Here is a 19,745-nt window from a genome sequence, read left to right as displayed (position 1 = left end):
CTTGACGCCAATATAGGCGAAAATACCCGCCAATCAGATCCACGCCATCGCCGCCTTCGGGCGGCGATGCTACTTGAAAGAAACCTGCACATGTCAAACTCATTGCTTGCCGAAGTGGCCTCACGCCGTACCTTCGCCATCATTTCGCACCCCGACGCCGGTAAAACCACCATTACTGAAAAAGTACTGCTGCACGGCCGCGCCATTCAAACTGCCGGTACCGTTAAGGGGCGTGGCAGCGGTCAGCATGCCAAATCCGACTGGATGGAAATGGAAAAAGAGCGTGGGATCTCGGTGACCACCTCGGTGATGCAGTTCCCGTACAATGACTGTCTGGTTAACCTGCTTGATACTCCTGGCCACGAAGACTTCTCGGAAGATACTTACCGCACCCTGACGGCGGTGGACTCCTGTTTGATGGTTATCGACGCCGCCAAGGGTGTAGAAGACCGAACCCGCAAGCTGATGGAAGTGACCCGTCTGCGTGACACGCCGATCGTGACCTTTATGAACAAGCTTGACCGCGATATCCGCGATCCGATGGAGCTGCTTGACGAAGTCGAGACCGAGCTTAACATCATGTGTGCTCCCATCACCTGGCCAATCGGCTGCGGTAAGCTGTTTAAGGGCGTGTATCACCTGCACCGCGATGAAACCATTCTGTATCAGACCGGCCACGGCCACACCATTCAGGATGTGCGTATTATCAAAGGGTTGAACAACCCTGAGCTCGATACCGCCGTTGGCAGTGACTTTGCTGAGCAGCTGCGTGACGAGCTAGAGCTGGTGCGCGGCGCCTCCAACGAATTTGATAAAGAGCTGTTTTTAAGCGGCGAACTGACTCCGGTTTATTTTGGTACTGCACTGGGTAACTTCGGTGTTGACCATATGCTGGATGGCCTGACCGAGTGGGCCCCCGCGCCTATGCCGCGTCAGACCAGCGAGCGCAGCGTCGAAGCCAGCGAAGAGAAGTTTGCCGGTTTCGTGTTTAAAATTCAGGCCAACATGGATCCCAAGCACCGTGACCGCATCGCCTTTATGCGCATTGTGTCGGGCAAATACACCCAGGGCATGAAGATGAAGCACGTTCGCATCGGTAAAACCGTGAATATCTCCGATGCGGTGACTTTCATGGCCGGTGACCGTGAGCGCGCCGAAGAAGCCTTTGCCGGCGATATCATCGGTCTGCACAACCACGGCACCATTCAGATTGGTGACACCTTCACCCAGGGTGAAGATTTGAAATTCACCGGCATTCCCAACTTTGCGCCGGAAATGTTCCGCCGTATTCGCCTTAAAGATCCACTGAAGCAAAAGCAGCTCCTCAAAGGGCTGGTGCAGCTGTCGGAAGAGGGCGCGGTGCAGGTGTTCCGTCCGCTCGATACTAACGACCTCATCGTGGGAGCCGTGGGCGTGCTGCAGTTTGAGGTGGTGGTGTCGCGCCTCAAGACCGAGTACAACGTGGAAGCGATTTACGAAGCGGTTAACGTGGCCACCGCGCGCTGGGTTTACTGTGATGATGGGCGTAAACTGGATGAGTTCAAGCGCAAGTGCTCGGTCAACCTGGCACTTGATGGCGGTGATAACCTGACTTACATCGCGCCGACCATGGTGAACCTGAATCTGTCCATCGAGCGTTATCCGGACGTTCAGTTTGCCAAGACCCGGGAGCATTAATCCGGGGCTGATGAAGGCGGGAATTCCCGCCTTTTTTATTGGCTAAAATTCGTGAATAGGGCGCAGCAATTAAAGGAGGCTCTGGTGCTTGATTGGATAAAAAGGGGCTGGAAAGCTTACTGCGACTGGTGTGATAACCTCGGCTTAACCCCAGAAAATAGCCGCTGCTGCGCGCCGAGGCTGCAAGACCCGCCGCTGGAGCGACGAACATCAGAAAATGTGAATAATTCTGCGCTCACCGGCAATGGTAATTCTGCTCTCACCGGCAATTCTGCTCTCACCGGCAATGCTAATCTGGAGCCGGATGAGCCTGCTGTTTCCTGTAAAAAAGTGCGCTGATATGTCGACGATCCGCCTTATCGACAGCCACGCTCATCTCGATTTTGCCGAGTTTGATGCCGATCGGGACCTGCTCGTTGCCGACATGAAACGCGCCAATATCGATACCTGTATTATCCCCGGGGTGTCACCCGAGCATTGGCCGCGCCAGCTTGACATTGCACACAGTTACCAATGGCCATTTGCGCTGGGGGTGCATCCCTGGTGGGCTGCTGAAGACTGGCCGGGGCAGGTATCGCAGCTGAGAACGCAGCTTTACGGCCTTGGCGGCGAGCGGCGCCTGGTCGCGATTGGGGAGTGCGGGCTTGATAAAATCCGCGCTGATAACTGGCAGTGGCAAGTGCCGCTGTTGGAGGCGCAGCTTGAGCTTGCCGCTGAGCTTGAACTGCCGCTCATTTTGCACTGCGTTAAGGCGCACAACGAACTGCTGTCGTTGCTTTCCCGTTATAAGTTACCGCGTAAAGGAGTTATCCACGGCTTTTATGGCAGTGTGGAGATTGCCAGGCGTTATATCGAGCTGGGTTTTAAACTGGGAATTGGTGGTCTGGTTTTGAATGGTGATGCAAGTAAGCTGCATAAAGTGGTGGCTGAATTACCGATAGACAGTTTCATTTGCGAAACGGATTCGCCCGCCATGGCACCAAAATCCTCCCACTCAAGACGTAATTCTCCGCTGATAATTGTTCAAATCATCACCAAAGTGGCGGATTTGCAAAAAAAATCCGATGTTCTAATATCAGAACGACTGTTGGCTAATGTGACGCAACTGTTTGAGCTGTAGGTTTTTTCACTTAAACAGGTGTATGTCGCAATACGTTGTGTAGCTAAGCAGTTGAAATTTAAGTTCAAAAATTTGATCAAAACGACGATTTTCAGCAAAGGCTAAGGTATAATTTTGCTCGGAAATAGGTTGGTTAACAACATAACTAAAAAGTGTTAACAAAAGGGTGATGGTTAATGAGTATATTAATGAGCTTGGTAGGCGTAGCAGTCCTACTTGGAATAGGTTTCCTCCTTTCCAATAACAAAAAGGCAATCAGCGTTCGCGCCGTTGGTGGTGCACTCGCGATCCAGGCTGCCTTCGGCGGTTTCGTTCTGTATGTACCATGGGGCAAAGACATCCTGAAGTCAGTTTCTGACGGTGTGTCTGCTGTTATCGGTTACGGTCAGAACGGTATCAACTTCCTGTTCGGTGATCTGGCACAGTTCAAAGTTGGCTTCATTTTCGCCATCAACGTATTGCCAGTAATCATTTTCTTCTCTTCTCTGATTGCCGTACTGTACTACCTGGGCATCATGCAGTGGGTTATCCGTATCATCGGTGGCGGTCTGCAAAAAGCCCTGGGCACCAGCCGTACCGAGTCTATGTCTGCTACCGCGAACATCTTCGTAGGTCAGACCGAGGCTCCGCTGGTTGTACGTCCATTTATCCCAACCATGACCCAGTCTGAACTGTTCGCCATCATGGTGGGTGGTCTGGCTTCTATCGCGGGTTCTGTACTGGCCGGTTACGCCTCTATGGGCGTTAAAATTGAGTACCTGGTTGCTGCGTCATTCATGGCCGCTCCAGGTGGTCTGCTGATGGCTAAACTGATGCACCCAGAAACCGACTCGACCAAGAACGAAATGGACGAGCTGCCAGAAGATCCTGACAAGCCAGCCAACGTTCTGGACGCAGCCGCTGCCGGTGCTTCTTCTGGTATGCACCTGGCCCTGAACGTAGGCGCCATGCTGATCGCCTTCGTAGGTCTGATTGCCATGATCAACGGCATCATCGGTGGCGTGGGTGGCTGGTTCGGTGTTGAAGGTCTGACTCTGGAACTGATCCTCGGTTACATCTTCATGCCACTGGCATTCCTCATCGGTGTTCCTTGGAACGAAGCGCTGGTTGCCGGTTCTTTCATCGGTCAGAAGATCGTTGTGAACGAGTTCGTAGCCTACCTGAACTTTGCTCCATACCTGAAAGACATCGCTGACGGCGGTATGGTAGTGGCCGAAACCGGTGCTGCTATGTCTGACCGTACCAAGGCTATTGTGTCCTTCGCTTTGTGTGGATTCGCGAACCTGTCTTCTATCGCCATTCTGCTCGGTGGTCTGGGTGCCATGGCGCCTAACCGTCGCCACGATCTGGCCAAGCTGGGTATCCGTGCCGTTATCGCCGGTTCTCTGGCCAACCTGATGAGTGCGACGCTCGCAGGTCTGTTCCTGGCACTGTAAGTGCCTGACGGGGCCCGTGCCAGCCAGGCCGGGCCCTCGTTAATTCAACCATTTTCCATAGAACAAAGCCTGAATCATTAACCGCCGTGTTCTACACTTGCGGAGGGGCTCAGTGTAAGCCAACTGTAAAATTGGTTAACTGGGTTTAGGGGTCGGTTTACGACTTTGTTCACAGATAAGAATTTTGTGTTCGCGATAAGCACCAAAGCCATTGTGCTTTAGCACGGCCAAGGTAAAATACGCGGGCAAAACAAAAACGCTGTCAAAAGGCAGCAAACACCAATAAATGGGGTTGATGATGAAAAACGTTAAAATGATGGCTGTTGCCGCCGCTACTCTCGCCGCCGTATCTGCTGGTACTGCACAAGCTGAACAGCTGTACGGTTTCTCTAACATGTCCGTTAACTACCTGGACTGGACTGCTAAAGCCGAAGACCGTTCTAACAACGGTTACGGTGGCGCTAAAGAAGACTTCGTATACCTGGAGCTGGAAGGTGGCGCTGGTTACTCTTGGGGTGACGTATACGGCTTCATCGATCTGGAAAACCCAGAAAACATCAACAAGAGCGAGCGCGATTTCAGCGGTAACCCAGTTACTGACTCTTTCCGTATCGCTGCCAAAGGTTCTATCGCTGCCAACATCGGTAGCAGCAACTGGAACGTATACTCTCACCTGTACAGCCTGACTGTGGCTGCTGAAGGTTTCTTCGACCAGAACCTGGTTGTGGGTGTGAGCTACGACGTGTTCACTGATTCAGGTTTCTGGATCAAGCCATTCCTCGGTGTACACTACGAAAACCAAACTTTCGCTGGTTCAGGTTTCAACGGCTACATGGCTGGTTGGGTACTGGGCTACAACTTCGATCTGGGCAGCCAGAAGTTCATGGTTACCAACTGGCACGAGACTGAATTCGCTCGTGAAGACCAGTTCCGTAACAACGGTACTCAGTACACTCTGAAGTCTACCGGTCAGAACGGTGCCGTGTCTCTGTGGTGGCTTGCCACTGAACAGCTGACCTTCGGTCTGCAGTATCGCTATGCTGATCACAAGCTGGGTACTGCTGCTTACCACGACGCAGCAATCTTCACTGCCAAGTACAACTTCTAATTGTACTGTTGGAGCCGTGCGCTGCACGGCTCCACACTTAATGCTTAGGTCTTAATCTTTACTCAAGCATGGTTTTATCCCCAAGAGCATGTTTAAGTAAGGTTTGTGAGCTCTCGCGTTAAAAGGGATTTTTCGCGGAAAGCAGAAACGCTCAGTTTCCCCTTTCCGGTCTTCAAGGATTCAAGTCGTGGTAAACATTATCGACACTGAATACCTGTAACTATGCCCTGAAAAGGCATAAGGCACCGCCTGAAGGCCCGGCCATAATTATTCGAACAACCTGCCACCGCAAGGCGTTGCCCTGGACACGATTTCTGTTTCAATTGAATTACGTCTCGGAGAACAACTATGAGCGATCTTAAAAAAGCAGCCCAGCGTGCCATTGAGTTGATGGACCTCACAACGCTGAATGATGACGATACCGCTGAGAAAGTCATTGAACTGTGTAAAAAAGCCGTGACCCCGGCCGGCCACACTGCCGCCATCTGTATTTATCCCCGTTTTATTCCTATCGCACGCAAGACCCTGATGGAATTGGATGCTGAAGATATCCAGATTGCCACTGTCACCAACTTCCCCCATGGTAACGATGATATCGCCATTGCCGTGCTGGAAACCCGCGCAGCCGTTGCCTACGGCGCCGATGAAGTTGACGTGGTATTCCCATACCGCGCCCTGATGGAAGGCGATGAAACCGTTGGTTTCGAGCTGGTAAAGGCCTGTAAAGAAGCGTGCGGTGACGATGTGCTCCTTAAAGTCATCATCGAGTCCGGTGAGCTGAAAGACCCAGCCCTCATCCGTAAAGCCTCTGAAATCTCTATCGATGCCGGCGCTGACTTTATCAAAACCTCTACCGGTAAAGTGCCTGTAAACGCCACGCTGGAAGCGGCTGAAATCATGCTGACCGTGATTGCCGAAAAGAACCGTGCCGTTGGCTTTAAGCCAGCCGGTGGCGTACGTGATGCTGCCGCTGCTGCTGAGTTCCTTGGCACTGCTGCCCGTATTCTGGGTGAAGACTGGGTAACCCCGCGTACCTTCCGTTTCGGTGCCTCCAGCCTGCTTGGCAGCCTGCTGCACACCCTGGAGCTGTCTGATGCACCCAAAGGTGCACAGGGCTACTGATCCACGGCAGGATTTGTGATCCGCGTCGAAACGGTAAGCTTCATCTTTAGCTAATATGGCTTTGTAATATTTTTACAGTTTTGGCGTTCCAGAGGATGAAATGTCGGTGGTTTTGGTAGAATTCTGAAAGCCACTGACATTCTTGGAGACAGCAGTATGTTTCTGGCACAAGAGATTATTCGCAAAAAACGTAACGGTGATGCGCTCACTAACCAAGAAATTCAATTCTTCGTTAAGGGCATTACCGATGGCAGCGTATCCGAAGGACAGATTGCCGCGCTGGGTATGGCGGTGTATTTCAATGACATGACCATGGATGAGCGCATTGCGTTGACCACGGCCATGCGCGACTCAGGCACTGTGCTCAATTGGGACAGCCTGGGCCTGAACGGCCCGGTTATCGACAAGCACAGTACCGGCGGTGTTGGCGATGTGATTTCGCTGATGCTTGGCCCCATGGTCGCCGCCTGCGGTGGTTATGTGCCGATGATTTCAGGCCGAGGCCTTGGTCACACCGGTGGCACCCTGGACAAGTTTGATGCCATTCCCGGCTATCAGACCGAGCCATCGAGTGAGCTGTTCCGTAAGGTCGTGAAAGAAGCCGGTGTGGCGATTATCGGTCAGACAGGTGATTTGGTGCCTGCCGACAAGCGCTTCTATTCGATTCGTGACAATACCGCCACCGTTGAATCCATTTCGCTCATTACTGCCTCGATTCTGTCAAAGAAACTCGCCGCAGGCCTCGATGCGCTGGCGATGGATGTGAAAGTGGGCAGCGGCGCCTTTATGCCGACCTACGAAGCGTCACTGGAACTTGCCCGCTCCATCACTGCTGTTGCCAACGGTGCCGGTACCAAGACCACAGCGCTGCTCACCGACATGAATCAGGTGCTTGCCTCCTGCGCCGGTAACGCGCTGGAAGTCAAAGAAGCAGTGGACTTTTTGACCGGCAAATACCGCAATCCACGCCTCTATGAAGTGACCATGGGTCTTTGCGCCGAGATGTTGCAGCTGGGAGGCCTCGCCTCAAGCGAGGCCGACGCCCGCAGCAAGCTCAATGCCGTGCTCGATAATGGCCGCGCCGCCGAGATTTTCGGCAAGATGGTCGCAGGGCTCGGTGGCCCAGCCGACTTCGTTGAAAGCTACGACAAGTATCTGCCCAAGGCGTCCATCGTGCGTCCGGTTTACGCAGAACGTTCAGGCTTTGCCTATAGTATGGTGACCCGAGAACTGGGTCTGGCCGTAGTGACTTTAGGCGGCGGTCGTCGCAAGCCCGGCGATGCGCTCGATTACAGTGTCGGTTTGTCCAATGTTTGTGCCCTTGGCCAGGCAATCGATAGCGACACACCCTTGGCGGTTATCCATGCTCAATCTGAAGCAGCCTTTGAGGAAGCGGCCCGTGCGGTGCGCGGCGCTATCCAGATAGCCGACAAACAACCTGAAAAAACACCTGAGATCTACCAGTACGTACGTGCCGGCGATCTGTAAGGGGAACAAGTTATGAAACGTACCATTATTCTGATGCTCGACTCCTTTGGCATTGGTGCTGCCGATGACGCCGACAAGTTTGGCGATGTCGGTTCCAACACCTTTGGTCATATCGCCAAAATGTGCGCCGAGGGCAAGGCCGACGTGGGCCGCTCTGGTGAGCTCAAACTGCCAAACTTAAGCCGTCTGGGCCTTGGCCATGCGGGCAAAGAAGCCACCGGCAGCTTTGCCGCGGGTTTTGGCGATAACGTGGATATTATTGGCGCTTACGGTCATTGCCAGGAGCTCAGCTCAGGTAAAGACACGCCCAGTGGTCACTGGGAAATGGCCGGTGTTCCTGTGCTGTTCGAATGGGGCTACTTCAGCGACCACACCAATTCGTTCCCGAAAGAACTGACCGACAAAATTCTTGAGCGCGCTGGTCTGACTGACTTTTTGGGTAACTGCCACGCGTCCGGTACCACGATTCTCGAAGAGCTCGGCGTGGAGCACATGACAACCGGCAAGCCGATTTTCTACACCTCCGCCGACAGCGTGTTCCAGATTGCCTGCCACGAAGAAAGCTTTGGGCTTGAGAATCTCTACCGCCTGTGTGAAATCGCCCGCGAAGAGCTTGAGCCTTACAACATCGGCCGCGTAATTGCCCGTCCATTTGTTGGCACCGGCCCAAGCGACTTTGCCCGTACCGGTAACCGTCGCGACTATGCCGTTGAGCCGCCATCAAAAACCGTGCTCGACAAGCTTAAAGAAGCCGGTGGTGATGTGGTCAGCGTAGGTAAGATTTCCGATATTTACGCCCACTGTGGCATCACCAAAAAGGTGAAGGCCTCCGGGCTTGAAGACTTGTTTGATGCCACACTTGAGCAAATCAAACAAGCCGGTGACAACACTATAGTCTTCACCAACTTTGTGGATTTCGACTCTCATTACGGCCATCGCCGCGACGTGTCAGGCTATGCCAAGGCGCTGGAATATTTCGATGCCCGCTTGCCTGAGCTGATGGCGCTGCTTGAGAAAGATGATTTGCTGCTGCTGACTGCCGACCATGGCTGCGACCCGACCTGGCAGGGTACGGATCACACCCGTGAGTTTGTGCCGGTACTTGCATACGGCGCCGGCCTCAAGGCGGGTTCCCTTGGCAAGCGCAGCACCTTTGCCGACATAGGGCAGTCGATTGCCCATTACTTCGGATTAAGTCCGATGGAGTATGGCGAATCTTTTGTCGCGGCGGCAAAGTAAACGCACGCTGAAAATGTTTCGTTTTGGCGGCTCCCTTTGAGTCGCCTATTATCAAAGACTTAAGTCTTAACAAAAATACAGGGGTTAAACAGATGGCTACACCACACATTAATGCCGTTGAAGGTGCATTTGCAGAAACTGTACTTTTCCCAGGCGATCCACTGCGCGCCAAGTACATTGCTGAAACCTTCCTCGAAGACGTTGTGCAGGTAACTGACGTACGTAACATGCTGGGCTTCACCGGCACTTACAAGGGCAAGCGCATCTCTGTGATGGGCTCTGGCATGGGTATCCCAAGCTGCTCTATTTACGCAACTGAGCTTATCAAAGACTACGGCGTGAAGAACCTTATCCGCGTAGGTACCTGCGGCGCTATCAGCACCGACGTTAAAGTACGTGACGTGATCATCGGCATGGGCGCCTGTACCGATTCTCAGGTTAACCGCCTGCGTTTCAAAGGCCAGGACTTTGCTGCCATCGCCAACTACGAGCTTTTGAGCGCCGTGGTTGAGTCTGCCAAGTCACACGGTATCAAGACCCGCGTAGGTAACGTATTCTCTGCCGATCTGTTCTACACCCCTGAGCCAGAAATGTTCGACGTAATGGAGCGCATGGGCGTTCTTGGCGTAGAAATGGAAGCGGCCGGTCTGTACGGTGTAGCCCACGAGTTTGGCGCCCGCGCCCTGTGTGTGGTGACTGTATCTGATCACATCCGTACCGGTGAAAAGACCACTTCTGATGAGCGTCAGACCACCTTCAACGACATGATCGTGATGACTCTGGACGCGGCTATCAACCTGTAATCCAACCTGGTATCCAACCGATAAGGGTTTGATGACATCCGGCAGCACTGCCTGCCAATAAAAACAGGCTCCCTCGGGAGCCTGTTTTGTTTTACTGCATCTACTCGTAAGCGCGTCTCGATGTCAGCGCGCGAGTTTGCAGTTATTGCATTGCCGCCTTATTTTGTAGTCTCATCGGCCTGCTTAGCTGCGGATTTTTCCGCGTCGTCCGCGGATTCGGCGTCTTTAGCGTCTTTGGCATTTTTGACATCTTTCTTGGCGCAAGTTTCTGTCTTAGCGCAAGCTTCTTGAGCGGCGCTGCCTTGGTCACAACTGCTGTCGGCATCGCTAACTGTCGCATCGCTTACTGCGGCACTCGCTTCGGCTGCAGCGGCTTTGGCGGCCGCCTTTTCGGCAGCTTTTGTCGCGGCCTTAATGCGTTTGGCGCGGTATTTACGCCTGTCGAAGTGGGCCCGTTTGTAAGACATGGCGCGGGAGAGCAACATGCCAATCAGCCCGGCAACCAGTAGCATGATTTGTTGCTGATCCATATTGAGCTGATGGGCCTGCTCAATTTCGGCCAAAAACAACTTGGGATCGAGCCTGACTTCCACATAGCCCAGGTTCTTGTTGTCCTGAACCACAGGCTCCACATAGGGCGGGTAGGGCGCCAGCAGTGCCTTCAGCTCGTCTGAATCCGGCTCAAGCATGTCGTCCGACACCCGCTGGGCAAACGACAGCCTGGTGCCTTGCTCGCCATAAATGGCCGCCGACATCACCTTGGGATCTTCCACCAAAGCCATGGCCAGCCATTGTAACTGTTCATCGTTCTGTAACAGCAACGCCGGTGCTGCGCCATAAGCCGTCTGCTGTACCAATAACCGCGCCATCTTTTCGGTTTGGGACTTCAGAAGCTGCTGACCTTGTAGTAGGCTTGACTGCCACAATTGGACCAGCCCTGCGAGCAAGGCCAGCGCGATGGCAATCTGCAGCAGTCGGCTGATTTTATGGCTTTTCTTTAGTCCTTTAAGATACAACACCTTGACCCTTGATTTTGACCCTTTGAGCTAATCATAAAGGATATGACTCAAAGCGGATAGCAGGAGAATTTAAACCCATGGAAAACACCCGCACGAGTCACCTTGCAATCGCACTGTCAGAGCTTGCCAGCGCCCATCCACAGCGTATCCGGATGCACACCGAGCAAGAAGTCGTTGCAAGCACTTGTGTGCGTTTGGTGTGGGATGCGCCGACGCTTACCCCTGTGGTACTGGCAAAACTTGCCGAATTCAGTGTTTCGGTGGCCGTACTTCAGCGTCACAATGCCCTGTTTGGCCTTGAGGTGCTTACTGATGATGGTAACGCAGTGGCTTCTGCTTGCAATGCGGTAGCCGCCGCGAATGAAGCTGCGCTCGAGTGCTTTGTGCTCACATCGGCGCTGGCGCGGCTGTCGGTGCCGGGGCTTCTTGTCATGGACATGGATTCCACCGCCATTAAAATCGAGTGTATTGATGAGCTTGCCGCCATGGCTGGCGTTGGTGAGGCCGTTGCCGAAGTGACTGAACGCGCCATGCAGGGCGAGCTTGATTTTGAGCAAAGCTTAAGGCTTAGGGTGTCCAAACTTGCCGGCGCCGATGCGGCAATAATCGATGACCTTTGCAGCCGCCTGCCGCTAATGGAAGGCCTTACCGAGATGCTTGCCGAGCTTAAATCACACGGCTGGCGCCTGGCATTGGCGTCCGGTGGTTTCACGCCATTTGTCGGGCATCTTAAGGCGCAGCTTGGATTGGACGCTGCCTTTGCCAATGAGCTGGTAATAGTTGATGGCAAGCTTACAGGCGAGGTGACAGGCACAGTGGTGGATGCGAAGTACAAGGCCGATGTGGTGAGCCGCCTTGGCGCTGAATATGGCATGGGTGATGGGCAGTGTCTTGCTATTGGCGATGGCGCCAACGACATCCCCATGGTGCAACGTGCCGATTTCGGTATAGCCTTCCATGCCAAGCCCAAGCTGGCGGCGGCCGCCAAGGCCTGCATTAACACGCTGGATTTACGGGTATTGCCGTTTTTACTCAGGGCCTGATCCCTTTGCCCGCGGCTTTCGCAGTCGAGCCTTTTACAGTTGCGACTTTTATAGCCGCGAGCTTGAGTAATTACTCTTGAGTTTTGTCTGTGCTCTGGTTTAGGGTGATTGAATATTGGCCCGGGCACAGAACCTCTTATTTTATGACATCTTTGCAGTTAGCTTCCGCTTCCATAGCCTCACCGAATGAGCCGGCCGCCTCAAAAAAGGCAGGTATGCCTGGCGACATCATCCAGCAATCGCTGTTTATCCCCTATGGCGACGGCGCGCTGCATCTGCGTCATATCGCCCCGGTTAAGGCGCATTCCGGGTTATCGCCCGTGCTGATGCTCCATGGCGCCATGTCCAATGGGCGGGTGTTTTACAGTGAGTCCGGTCGTGGGCTTGGCTGCTTTTTGGCCCGTCAGGGCTTTGATGTGTACGTGCTCGACAGCGCCGGACGGGGGCTCAGCACCCCAAAACTAGCCAAGGGGTTTGATCCGGGGCAGGGGCTGGTGATCCGCGAGCAGCTGCCGCTGGCGCACCGCTTTGTGTCAAACCGCCACCCCGGCAAAAAGCTGAATTGGTGCGCCCATTCCTGGGGCGGCGTGCTGATGGCAAGTTGCCTGGTGCGTTTTAATGATGTGCAGCGCGAGGTGCAGTCGCTGCTGACGTTTGGCAGCAAACGCACTATCAAGGTGAGCTCGGTGAAAAAATGGGCCATGGTGGATCTGTTCTGGAACCGGCTGGCGCCGGCCATCGCCAAAGGAAAAGGCTTCTTGCCAGCCGATGCGCTGCGCCTTGGCATGGATAACGAAAGCCGCGCCTCCTTGAGTGAAAGCATTGATTGGGTCCGCGGCGACTGGATTGATCACGACGATGGTTTCGATTACGCGGCGGCTGCGGCAAAACATGGCTTACCTGCGGCCTGGTTTATCGCCGGTGAGCGCGACACTGTGCTTGGCAATCCAAGTGATGTGAAAGACATGATGGCCGAGTGCCATGCCGTAAACGCCCGTTTTACCTTGCTGTCGCGCGCCAATGGCTTTTTACACGACTATGACCACGCCGGTATGCTGACCCATATGGACGCGCCGGTGGATCACTTTCCGGCAGTTGCAGACTGGCTGCTTGGCTTTGATATGCTGGGCCTGAAAGACTAAGGCTAATGCCTGGGGCAGATAAGGCTTGCGCGTGGCTTAGATAAGGATGAGGAAAGGCTTGGGCGATTAAACGCGTTAGTCTCAACCTCTGTCGCTGATGATGACACAGCAGCTTGGCTCAGCGAGACTCAGCGACTCTCAGCGTGATAACGCGGGGAAGCGCAGCAGCATCTCTTCGGTAATATCCAAAAGCTCACCTACGCCCACAATGCGCCTTAACTGCTCTTCAAGCTGTTTGGCCTTGTGCTGGGCATGAACCTGAATATATTCAAGCTCTTTACGTACCACGCTGTTGTCCGGTTTGCCCGCGATACCGCGATAAAGCCGCAGCGCCATAAACTTGCCAAGCTGATTGCTCTGATGAATAAAAGCCTGTTGCGCCTGATTATCGCCCACGGCACTGATGGGGACACACTTAACCAGCACGCCACCGCGGGACTGGCGCACCACCTGTACAAAGAGTTCGGTAAAGCCCATTTCGTCATTGGGGCGCATGGCGCGGATAGGGTCGATAATATCCCGTTTAAGACCGCCACCGCTAAGCAGCGGCGCCAGATTGTATTGCTGCGGCTCAAGACTCAGGGCGGCAAACATGTCGCTGATGTCGTTGCCCTGCACGCTGATGCCAAGGTGACTGACGATTATCGCCTTCGCAGTTTTTTCGATAAAAAATGGCACTCCATAAAGCCTGCGCATCAGCAGGTTTTTCATGCCATCGGCTAAATCTTTGCTTTCGCTGTTGTTCTCGCTTAAGTGCTGCAGTTTGTCGCGGTTATGGATGATGAGCTTATTCAAAAACTCCACCCCGGCGTGAACCTCATGACCAACCACGGCGGCAAGGTGCAGCACCATACCGTCTTTGCGACTGCGCACCAGTCGGTAGGGCAGAGCTTCGAGGCGGCTTTTGCCCGCAATAGATTGCAGTTTGGGCAGCGCCAGCATCACAGGTTTGCCTTCTTCAAGTGCCGCCGGCGCATCGATGATCAGCTGCAGACCACGACTGGAAATATCGTGGCTGAGCCCCTCGACTTTAACGGCGCCCTGCTGCAGTTGTACCAGGGTTTTAAAGGCGTAACGGGCTTCGCGGCGCCGCTCGCTGAACTCCATCGACACGGGTTTGATGCCGCTTTGGGGCAGCTTTTTCTGACCGTAGACCTTGAGCGCGTTGGCGTTGCTGTTGTCGTACCAGCTGCGGTACTGCGCGCGCCCCTGCTCCGAGGTTAGGTCCTGCAGCTGCAATACGTGGCTGAAAGTGGCAAGCTGCTGCTCGGTCAGCGACGGGTAGTTTTCGCTGTCGCCCGGCACTACCGCCGCCTTGTAGCGTTTGCCATGGTCGATTGCATCAAGGGTCAGGCGAAACACCCGCCATCCAGGTTTGCTGGCGGCAAAGCCGAAAAACAGCTCGCGCTCGTTGCGGTGTTTAAGCTCGGCTAATGAGGCCGAATAGAAATGCAGTTTGCCGTTGGCATTGTGGGTGAAGCTGAAAAACAGGCGGTGGCTTGCGTCATCCGGCTGTTTGAGCGCCATGGCGATGCGGCCTGGCGTCAGCATGCCCTCGAGCTGACTTACATCATTTTCATCCAGAAAGTAATGCAGTATGTCCTGATTGTCGGGGCTCAGCAGCATGTGGGTCAGGCGTGGTTTATCACCGGCATTGTCAAGATAAAGCGGCAGGTGCGGCAGGTGCGCGAGGTACTGACGCTCAAAGCCAAGCCCGGTGGCCGTGACCAGCACGTCGTTGATATCGACCTTGTAGCGGAATTTGTAGCCGCGAATAAGGTTGGTGAGCATCTCGGCAAGACCATCCGAGCCGCCGAGGCGCTTAAGGCGCATCCAGGTGTACTCGCCATTGCCTTCGGCGTTGACAATCTGATAGTCGACGCCGTGCTGCAAATCTTCGTAGTAAAATTCCTGACTCAGCTCCGTGAGTTTGATTTTCAGTGGCTTGTCGAGGGAAAACGGGTGGCGGGCCGGTAGGCGAATACGCGCGCCGCTCACTGACAAATCGGCGGTAATGCCGGCGATTTCTTCTCGTCCCGGCTGCGACACCATGATTTTCATGGCGTAATTCATCCGCTCTTCGGTGCGGCTGAAGTAATTGCCAAGCACCACGCCCGGTACGCTGAATGGCTGGGATTCGCTTATATCGCCAGCTGGGGCGTTAACATCGCGGGCCTTTTGTCGCCGCTGGCGGTGTGCTGTCATCACATCTTCATACACGCCCATGGTGTACTTGCCCTGATAAAGGGCGATGGACTGGGTCAGCGCCTGCTTTGCCGGCTCGTCAAGAAAGTGGGTCTGGGCGCCTAGGCGCAGCTCACTGCAGGGCAATTCCGATTTATCACGCAGGTCAATCAGGCGGGTGCAATCACTGCACAGGCGGCTTAATTCCATTTTCAGCAAAAAGCGGGTGGAATTGGATTCCCCCTCGGTAAGCTGCTCAAACACCTGAGAAAAATTAGGCTCCATCATCAGAGGCTTAAGCTGTTCTATCAGTGCTGAATGTTCCGTCAGACTCATGTGCTGGTATCTTTTTGCCGTGCCAATGTGAAAAGGAATTGCTAGTCTATGTCTTTGCAGCGCCCGGCGTTGCTTTAACCGATTCTATACGAAATTTAGAGAGTTATGGCAAAAAATAAAACCGCGTTTGTGTGTAATGAGTGTGGTCAGGATTTTCCACGCTGGCAAGGCCAATGCAGCGCCTGCATGGAGTGGAACACCATTACCGAGGTGCGCCTGGGCGCGGCCACGCCGGCCCGTACCGGTCGATTCAGTGGTTATGCCGGCAGCACCACCGCCGAGGTAAAAACCTTAGATCAGATTGATTTAAACGAGCTGCCGCGTATCGCCAGCACCTTTAAAGAGTTTGACCGGGTGCTTGGCGGCGGCATAGTACCGGGCAGCGCCATCCTGATTGGCGGTCATCCCGGCGCGGGTAAAAGTACGCTGCTGCTGCAGACCCTGTGTCAGCTGGCCGAAACCATGCCCGCCCTTTACGTAACAGGCGAAGAGTCGCTGCAGCAGGTGGCGATGCGGGCCCATCGGCTTGGGCTGCCGACCTCTAAATTAAAGATGCTCTCAGAAACCAGCGTCGAAACCCTGTGTGAGATTGCCCTCAAAGAGCAGCCCAAAATTATGGTGGTCGACTCGATTCAGGTGATGCACATGAGCGATGTGCAGTCCTCGCCGGGTAGCGTGGCACAGGTGCGGGAATCGGCCTCCTATTTAACCCGTTTTGCCAAGCAGCACGGCATTGCGGTGATCATGGTCGGCCATGTCACCAAAGATGGCAGTCTCGCCGGCCCCAAGGTGCTGGAGCACTGCATCGACTGCTCAGTCATGTTTGAAGGCGACTCCGACAGCCGCTATCGCACGCTGCGCTCCCACAAAAACCGTTTTGGTGCCATCAACGAGCTTGGCGTGTTTGCCATGACCGAGCGCGGCCTCAAAGAAGTGGCCAACCCGTCGGCGATTTTCCTCTCCCGCGGTGAAGAGGCGTCCAGCGGCTCGCTGGTGATGGTGGTGTGGGAAGGCACCCGGCCACTGCTGGTTGAATTGCAGGTGCTGGTGGATAACTCGGCGCTGTCCAATCCTCGCCGGGTCGCGGTGGGGATGGATGGCAACCGGCTTGCTATGTTGCTTGCGGTAATGCATCGCCATGGCGGGCTGCAGATGTCGGATCAGGACGTATTTGTGAACGTGGTTGGCGGCGTTAAAGTGTCGGAAACCAGCGCCGACCTGACCTTGCTGCTTGCGATGGTGTCGAGTTTTCGCGGCGAAGTGCTGGCGCGGGACTTGGTGGTGTTTGGCGAGGTGGGCTTATCCGGTGAAATTCGCCCTGTGCCCAACGGTCAGGAGCGTTTGGTGGAAGCCGCCAAACATGGTTTTCGCCGCGCCATAGTGCCACGGGCCAATATGCCGAAAAAGGCGCCCGAAGGCATGGAAATCATCGGGGTGGGTAAACTGACAGAAGCGCTGGCCGCGCTTTAACTGGCTTGGCTTTAAATCGCTAAGCCTTTAAGTCGGTTAAGCGCGCCGGCTGTGCTGATAAAAGACACAGACATTCAGTATGATGCAACAAAAAGGGGACCTCAGTCCCCTTTTTCGTGTGATTCGATAAAGTGCTCAAGCTCGCGGTTAAGCAGCGAGGCGTCGCCCAGATTGAGCTCTACCATGCGCCTTAAGTGGCTGATGCTCTCAACGTCAATATGGACGCAGCGCAGCCCGATTTGATTGGCTTTTTGATGGGCGACCCGGGCCTGAAGGGTGACTTCAACATCCGACTCCGGCAACACAAACGACAGCGACAGCGGCTCGGCGGGGGCATTGAACTCTGCCGGGGCTTCGAGCAGGGCACCGTTCAGGCTTAAATCCAGAATACGGGTTTGCCAGCGATGATCGCCGTCACTGAGGCTTGCCGGGGTGTCGAACAGAATTCGCGAGAATTTACGCCTCTCGTCCATAGTGCGTCCTTGTGGATTGCAGGGTTTTTGCTCCCATAAGCATATGCCAAAGGGCTGCGGCTGTAAAAGTCAGTACAGATTTTTCCGTATGTTATCCGCCGTTTCACCCCAAACCCTGCCGAAACGATCTCAGTTCTGACGTTAAAGGGTGAAATATGAAAAACTATGAATATACTGATGCAATCTCAATTCCCGGAGGAATGCCATGGCCTACACAGTGCTGGTTGTCGATGATGAAGCGGTCATTCGTACCCGGCTGAAAGGCTATTTCAGCAAAGAAGGTTATCGGGTGCTGGAAGCGGCCAATGGCGATGACATGTGGCAGCAACTGGCGGCGCAGCCCGTTGACCTGATTATGCTCGACATCAATCTGCCGGGGACCGATGGCCTGTCGCTGACGCGTGAGCTTCGAAGCCGCTCCGAGGTCGGGATTATCCTTGTCAGCGGCCGCGATGAAACCGTCGACCGGATAGTGGGGCTCGAGATGGGCGCCGATGATTATGTCACCAAGCCGTTTGAGCTGCGGGAACTGTTGGTGCGGGTAAAAAACCTGCTGTGGCGGATTTCGCTGGTGGCCAAGGCCCGCGCCGAAACCCTCGCCGCCATGAGTGAAACCGACGACCAAATCCTGTTTGATGACTATGTGCTTGAGCTTGGCAGTCGTAAGCTCAGCCGCGGCGATGAGGTAATCAAGTTGACCAAGGCTGAGTTTGAGCTGTTGGTGGCCTTTGCGCTGCACCCACGGCAGGTGCTGTCGCGGGAGCGGCTGATGCAGCAGACCAGCCATCGCAGTGAAGATGCCAACGATCGCACCATAGATGTGATTATCCGGCGCCTTCGCAGCAAGCTGGCGCCGGAGCTGTTTGTCACAGTTCACGGCGAAGGCTATTTGTTTGCCGCAAGTGTTAAAGATTAGCGTAGAGGCTTTTTAAGGCTTAGCCGCCTGGTTTTTTCCGTCTGCGGCTGAGCTTTTGCTTTCTGCAGCCGAGCTTTGGCTGTACACGGGGTAAAACTCCGCCGGCGGCAATGATTCATTAAGCTGGGATGCCGCACTGTTATTCGCGGTGCGGATAACGATTGCCGGGCCTATATCGCCAAAGTCCTTATCGCCCTGTAAGGTTCTTACCGCCAAATCCACCGCAAGTCTGCCCTGAAGCACGACCTTATCGTCACTGGCTGCGGCAATTTTGCCGCGCTGCAGGGCGCGGGCAATGGCGGGGGAAAAATAACTCGAGCCGAGCACAACAGGCTTTGACGGTGGCGTTTGGCCAAATTGATTCACCGCGACTTCAATCGCCACTGCGCTGCCGATGATAGCATCCGGCATGGCCGATTCAAGCACCTGCAACAATTGCTCACGCTGCAGATGGCGGTTGTTGTCGGCGTGGCGAATGGCGCCAATACTGAGTTTGCTGCCCTGCAGGCTCTCTTTGATGCCTTGCTCCACAAGCTCTGTGCCGCCGGCCGATTCGGGGCCAGCCAGCAGTGCGACCGTTGCGCTAGGCCCGGCATTTGCGCCATTGCTGCCAAACCTTGCCTTAATCGCTCCCGCGATACGGCTGCCCATCTCAAACCAGTTAACGCCAATGTGAGTGGTGACGCGGGGATCATCAAGCTTATTCACCAGTGCCAGCACCGGCTTGGAAAAGTCATGGGGCAGGCTTTGCAGTAAATCCGGGCTCACGGCGCCAAGCAGCACCGCATCATAATCTTCCTTTAAACACTCCCCCAGCTGCGCAAGCTGGCGGGCCTTGTGGTCATAGCCACCGGCTTCAAACATATCAAAGCTCACCCCAAGCGCCTTTGCCTGCACCGACAGGCCGTAATTGATGCCAATCCAGTAGGCATCTTTCAGGTGCGGCACCAATACGCACAGCTTCCAGGCTTGCTCGGTTTTTGACAGCGGCGTGAGGCTTAACGGCTCGACTTCCTGCACCAGTGCGTTGAATGGCGAGCGCTGCTCAAGCTGCCAGGTTTCGGCCTGGGCAGTTGAAAATCCGATGGCTATCAACAGCAAAGCGATTTTGGGGCTTATGTTCAACGCAAGAGTTCCGTAAGATGGTCACAGCCGAAGTGTAACAGCAA

Annotated in this window: 18 protein-coding genes; 13 read left to right on the top strand and 5 right to left on the bottom strand. The window is 54.5% G+C overall.

What is annotated here, in order from left to right:
• The first annotated feature begins 90 nt into the window (after positions 1 to 90).
• From prfC to KJI95_RS02895, 4 genes are all read left to right on the top strand, one after another.
• Positions 91 to 1,677, top strand: coding sequence for a peptide chain release factor 3 (prfC, locus tag KJI95_RS02910; RefSeq protein ID WP_214505659.1), 1,587 nt, complete (start codon positions 91 to 93; stop codon positions 1,675 to 1,677).
• Positions 1,678 to 1,761: 84 nt separating this feature from the next.
• Positions 1,762 to 2,016 carry a DUF5363 domain-containing protein gene (locus tag KJI95_RS02905; protein ID WP_214505658.1) on the top strand — a complete coding sequence of 85 codons (255 nt, stop codon included), beginning with the start codon at positions 1,762 to 1,764 and terminating at the stop codon, positions 2,014 to 2,016.
• 1 nt (position 2,017) lies between these two features.
• Positions 2,018 to 2,797 (top strand): TatD family hydrolase, encoded by a 780-nt coding sequence (locus tag KJI95_RS02900; protein ID WP_214505657.1) that lies wholly within the window; start codon positions 2,018 to 2,020, stop codon positions 2,795 to 2,797.
• A 176-nt stretch (positions 2,798 to 2,973) separates the two neighbouring features.
• A complete protein-coding gene (locus KJI95_RS02895) occupies positions 2,974 to 4,233 on the top strand; it encodes a NupC/NupG family nucleoside CNT transporter (protein ID WP_214505656.1) in 1,260 nt (419 codons plus the stop codon).
• A gap of 135 nt (positions 4,234 to 4,368) precedes the next feature.
• Here the strand turns inward: KJI95_RS02895 and KJI95_RS02890 are convergent, their stop codons facing one another.
• Complete coding sequence (locus KJI95_RS02890; RefSeq protein WP_214506209.1) at positions 4,369 to 4,629, bottom strand: hypothetical protein; 261 nt, start codon at positions 4,627 to 4,629, stop codon at positions 4,369 to 4,371.
• Between KJI95_RS02890 and KJI95_RS02885 the strand changes: the two genes are divergently transcribed.
• The 5 genes from KJI95_RS02885 (at position 4,520) to deoD (ending at position 9,993) form a co-directional block, all read left to right on the top strand.
• A complete protein-coding gene (locus KJI95_RS02885) occupies positions 4,520 to 5,341 on the top strand; it encodes an outer membrane protein OmpK (RefSeq protein WP_349356696.1) in 822 nt (273 codons plus the stop codon). The genes KJI95_RS02890 and KJI95_RS02885 overlap by 110 nt on opposite strands.
• A gap of 348 nt (positions 5,342 to 5,689) precedes the next feature.
• Complete coding sequence (deoC, locus tag KJI95_RS02880) at positions 5,690 to 6,463, top strand: deoxyribose-phosphate aldolase (protein WP_214505654.1); 774 nt, start codon at positions 5,690 to 5,692, stop codon at positions 6,461 to 6,463.
• Positions 6,464 to 6,619: 156 nt separating this feature from the next.
• Positions 6,620 to 7,951, top strand: coding sequence for a thymidine phosphorylase (gene deoA, locus KJI95_RS02875; protein ID WP_214505653.1), 1,332 nt, complete (start codon positions 6,620 to 6,622; stop codon positions 7,949 to 7,951).
• A 12-nt stretch (positions 7,952 to 7,963) separates the two neighbouring features.
• Positions 7,964 to 9,190, top strand: coding sequence for a phosphopentomutase (locus tag KJI95_RS02870; protein WP_214505652.1), 1,227 nt, complete (start codon positions 7,964 to 7,966; stop codon positions 9,188 to 9,190).
• Between the two features lie 92 nt (positions 9,191 to 9,282).
• Positions 9,283 to 9,993, top strand: a complete 711-nt coding sequence (deoD, locus tag KJI95_RS02865; RefSeq protein WP_214505651.1) for a purine-nucleoside phosphorylase — start codon at positions 9,283 to 9,285, stop codon at positions 9,991 to 9,993.
• Between the two features lie 158 nt (positions 9,994 to 10,151).
• On the opposite strand, the gene KJI95_RS02860 is transcribed toward deoD, so the two are convergent.
• A complete protein-coding gene (locus tag KJI95_RS02860) occupies positions 10,152 to 11,012 on the bottom strand; it encodes an AhpA/YtjB family protein (protein WP_214505650.1) in 861 nt (286 codons plus the stop codon).
• Positions 11,013 to 11,089: 77 nt separating this feature from the next.
• On the opposite strand from KJI95_RS02860, the gene serB reads away from it, so the two are divergent.
• Complete coding sequence (serB, locus tag KJI95_RS02855; protein WP_214505649.1) at positions 11,090 to 12,055, top strand: phosphoserine phosphatase SerB; 966 nt, start codon at positions 11,090 to 11,092, stop codon at positions 12,053 to 12,055.
• A 215-nt stretch (positions 12,056 to 12,270) separates the two neighbouring features.
• Entirely contained in the window at positions 12,271 to 13,197 is a 927-nt protein-coding gene (locus KJI95_RS02850; RefSeq protein ID WP_214505648.1) for an alpha/beta fold hydrolase, read from the top strand.
• 138 nt (positions 13,198 to 13,335) lie between these two features.
• Here KJI95_RS02850 and KJI95_RS02845 read toward each other — a convergent pair whose 3' ends face one another.
• Positions 13,336 to 15,717: a PilZ domain-containing protein gene (locus tag KJI95_RS02845; protein WP_214505647.1), complete on the bottom strand. Its 2,382-nt coding sequence runs from the start codon at positions 15,715 to 15,717 to the stop codon at positions 13,336 to 13,338.
• A 105-nt stretch (positions 15,718 to 15,822) separates the two neighbouring features.
• Between KJI95_RS02845 and radA the strand changes: the two genes are divergently transcribed.
• Positions 15,823 to 17,187 (top strand): DNA repair protein RadA, encoded by a 1,365-nt coding sequence (gene radA, locus KJI95_RS02840; RefSeq protein ID WP_214505646.1) that lies wholly within the window; start codon positions 15,823 to 15,825, stop codon positions 17,185 to 17,187.
• Positions 17,188 to 17,288: 101 nt separating this feature from the next.
• On the opposite strand, the gene KJI95_RS02835 is transcribed toward radA, so the two are convergent.
• The gene (locus tag KJI95_RS02835) at positions 17,289 to 17,660 is read right to left on the bottom strand and encodes a PilZ domain-containing protein (RefSeq protein ID WP_214505645.1); all 372 of its coding nucleotides are present in this window, start codon (positions 17,658 to 17,660) and stop codon (positions 17,289 to 17,291) included.
• Between the two features lie 205 nt (positions 17,661 to 17,865).
• On the opposite strand from KJI95_RS02835, the gene torR reads away from it, so the two are divergent.
• Positions 17,866 to 18,576: a two-component system response regulator TorR gene (gene torR / locus KJI95_RS02830; RefSeq protein WP_214505644.1), complete on the top strand. Its 711-nt coding sequence runs from the start codon at positions 17,866 to 17,868 to the stop codon at positions 18,574 to 18,576.
• A gap of 12 nt (positions 18,577 to 18,588) precedes the next feature.
• Here the strand turns inward: torR and torT are convergent, their stop codons facing one another.
• Complete coding sequence (torT, locus tag KJI95_RS02825; RefSeq protein ID WP_214505643.1) at positions 18,589 to 19,701, bottom strand: TMAO reductase system periplasmic protein TorT; 1,113 nt, start codon at positions 19,699 to 19,701, stop codon at positions 18,589 to 18,591.
• Between the last annotated feature and the right edge of the window lie 44 nt (positions 19,702 to 19,745).

The sequence above is a fragment of the Shewanella jiangmenensis genome, from assembly GCF_018596335.1.
Taxonomy (GTDB): Bacteria; Pseudomonadota; Gammaproteobacteria; order Enterobacterales; family Shewanellaceae; genus Shewanella; species Shewanella jiangmenensis.
This window is presented reverse-complemented; position numbering and strand designations above follow the sequence as displayed.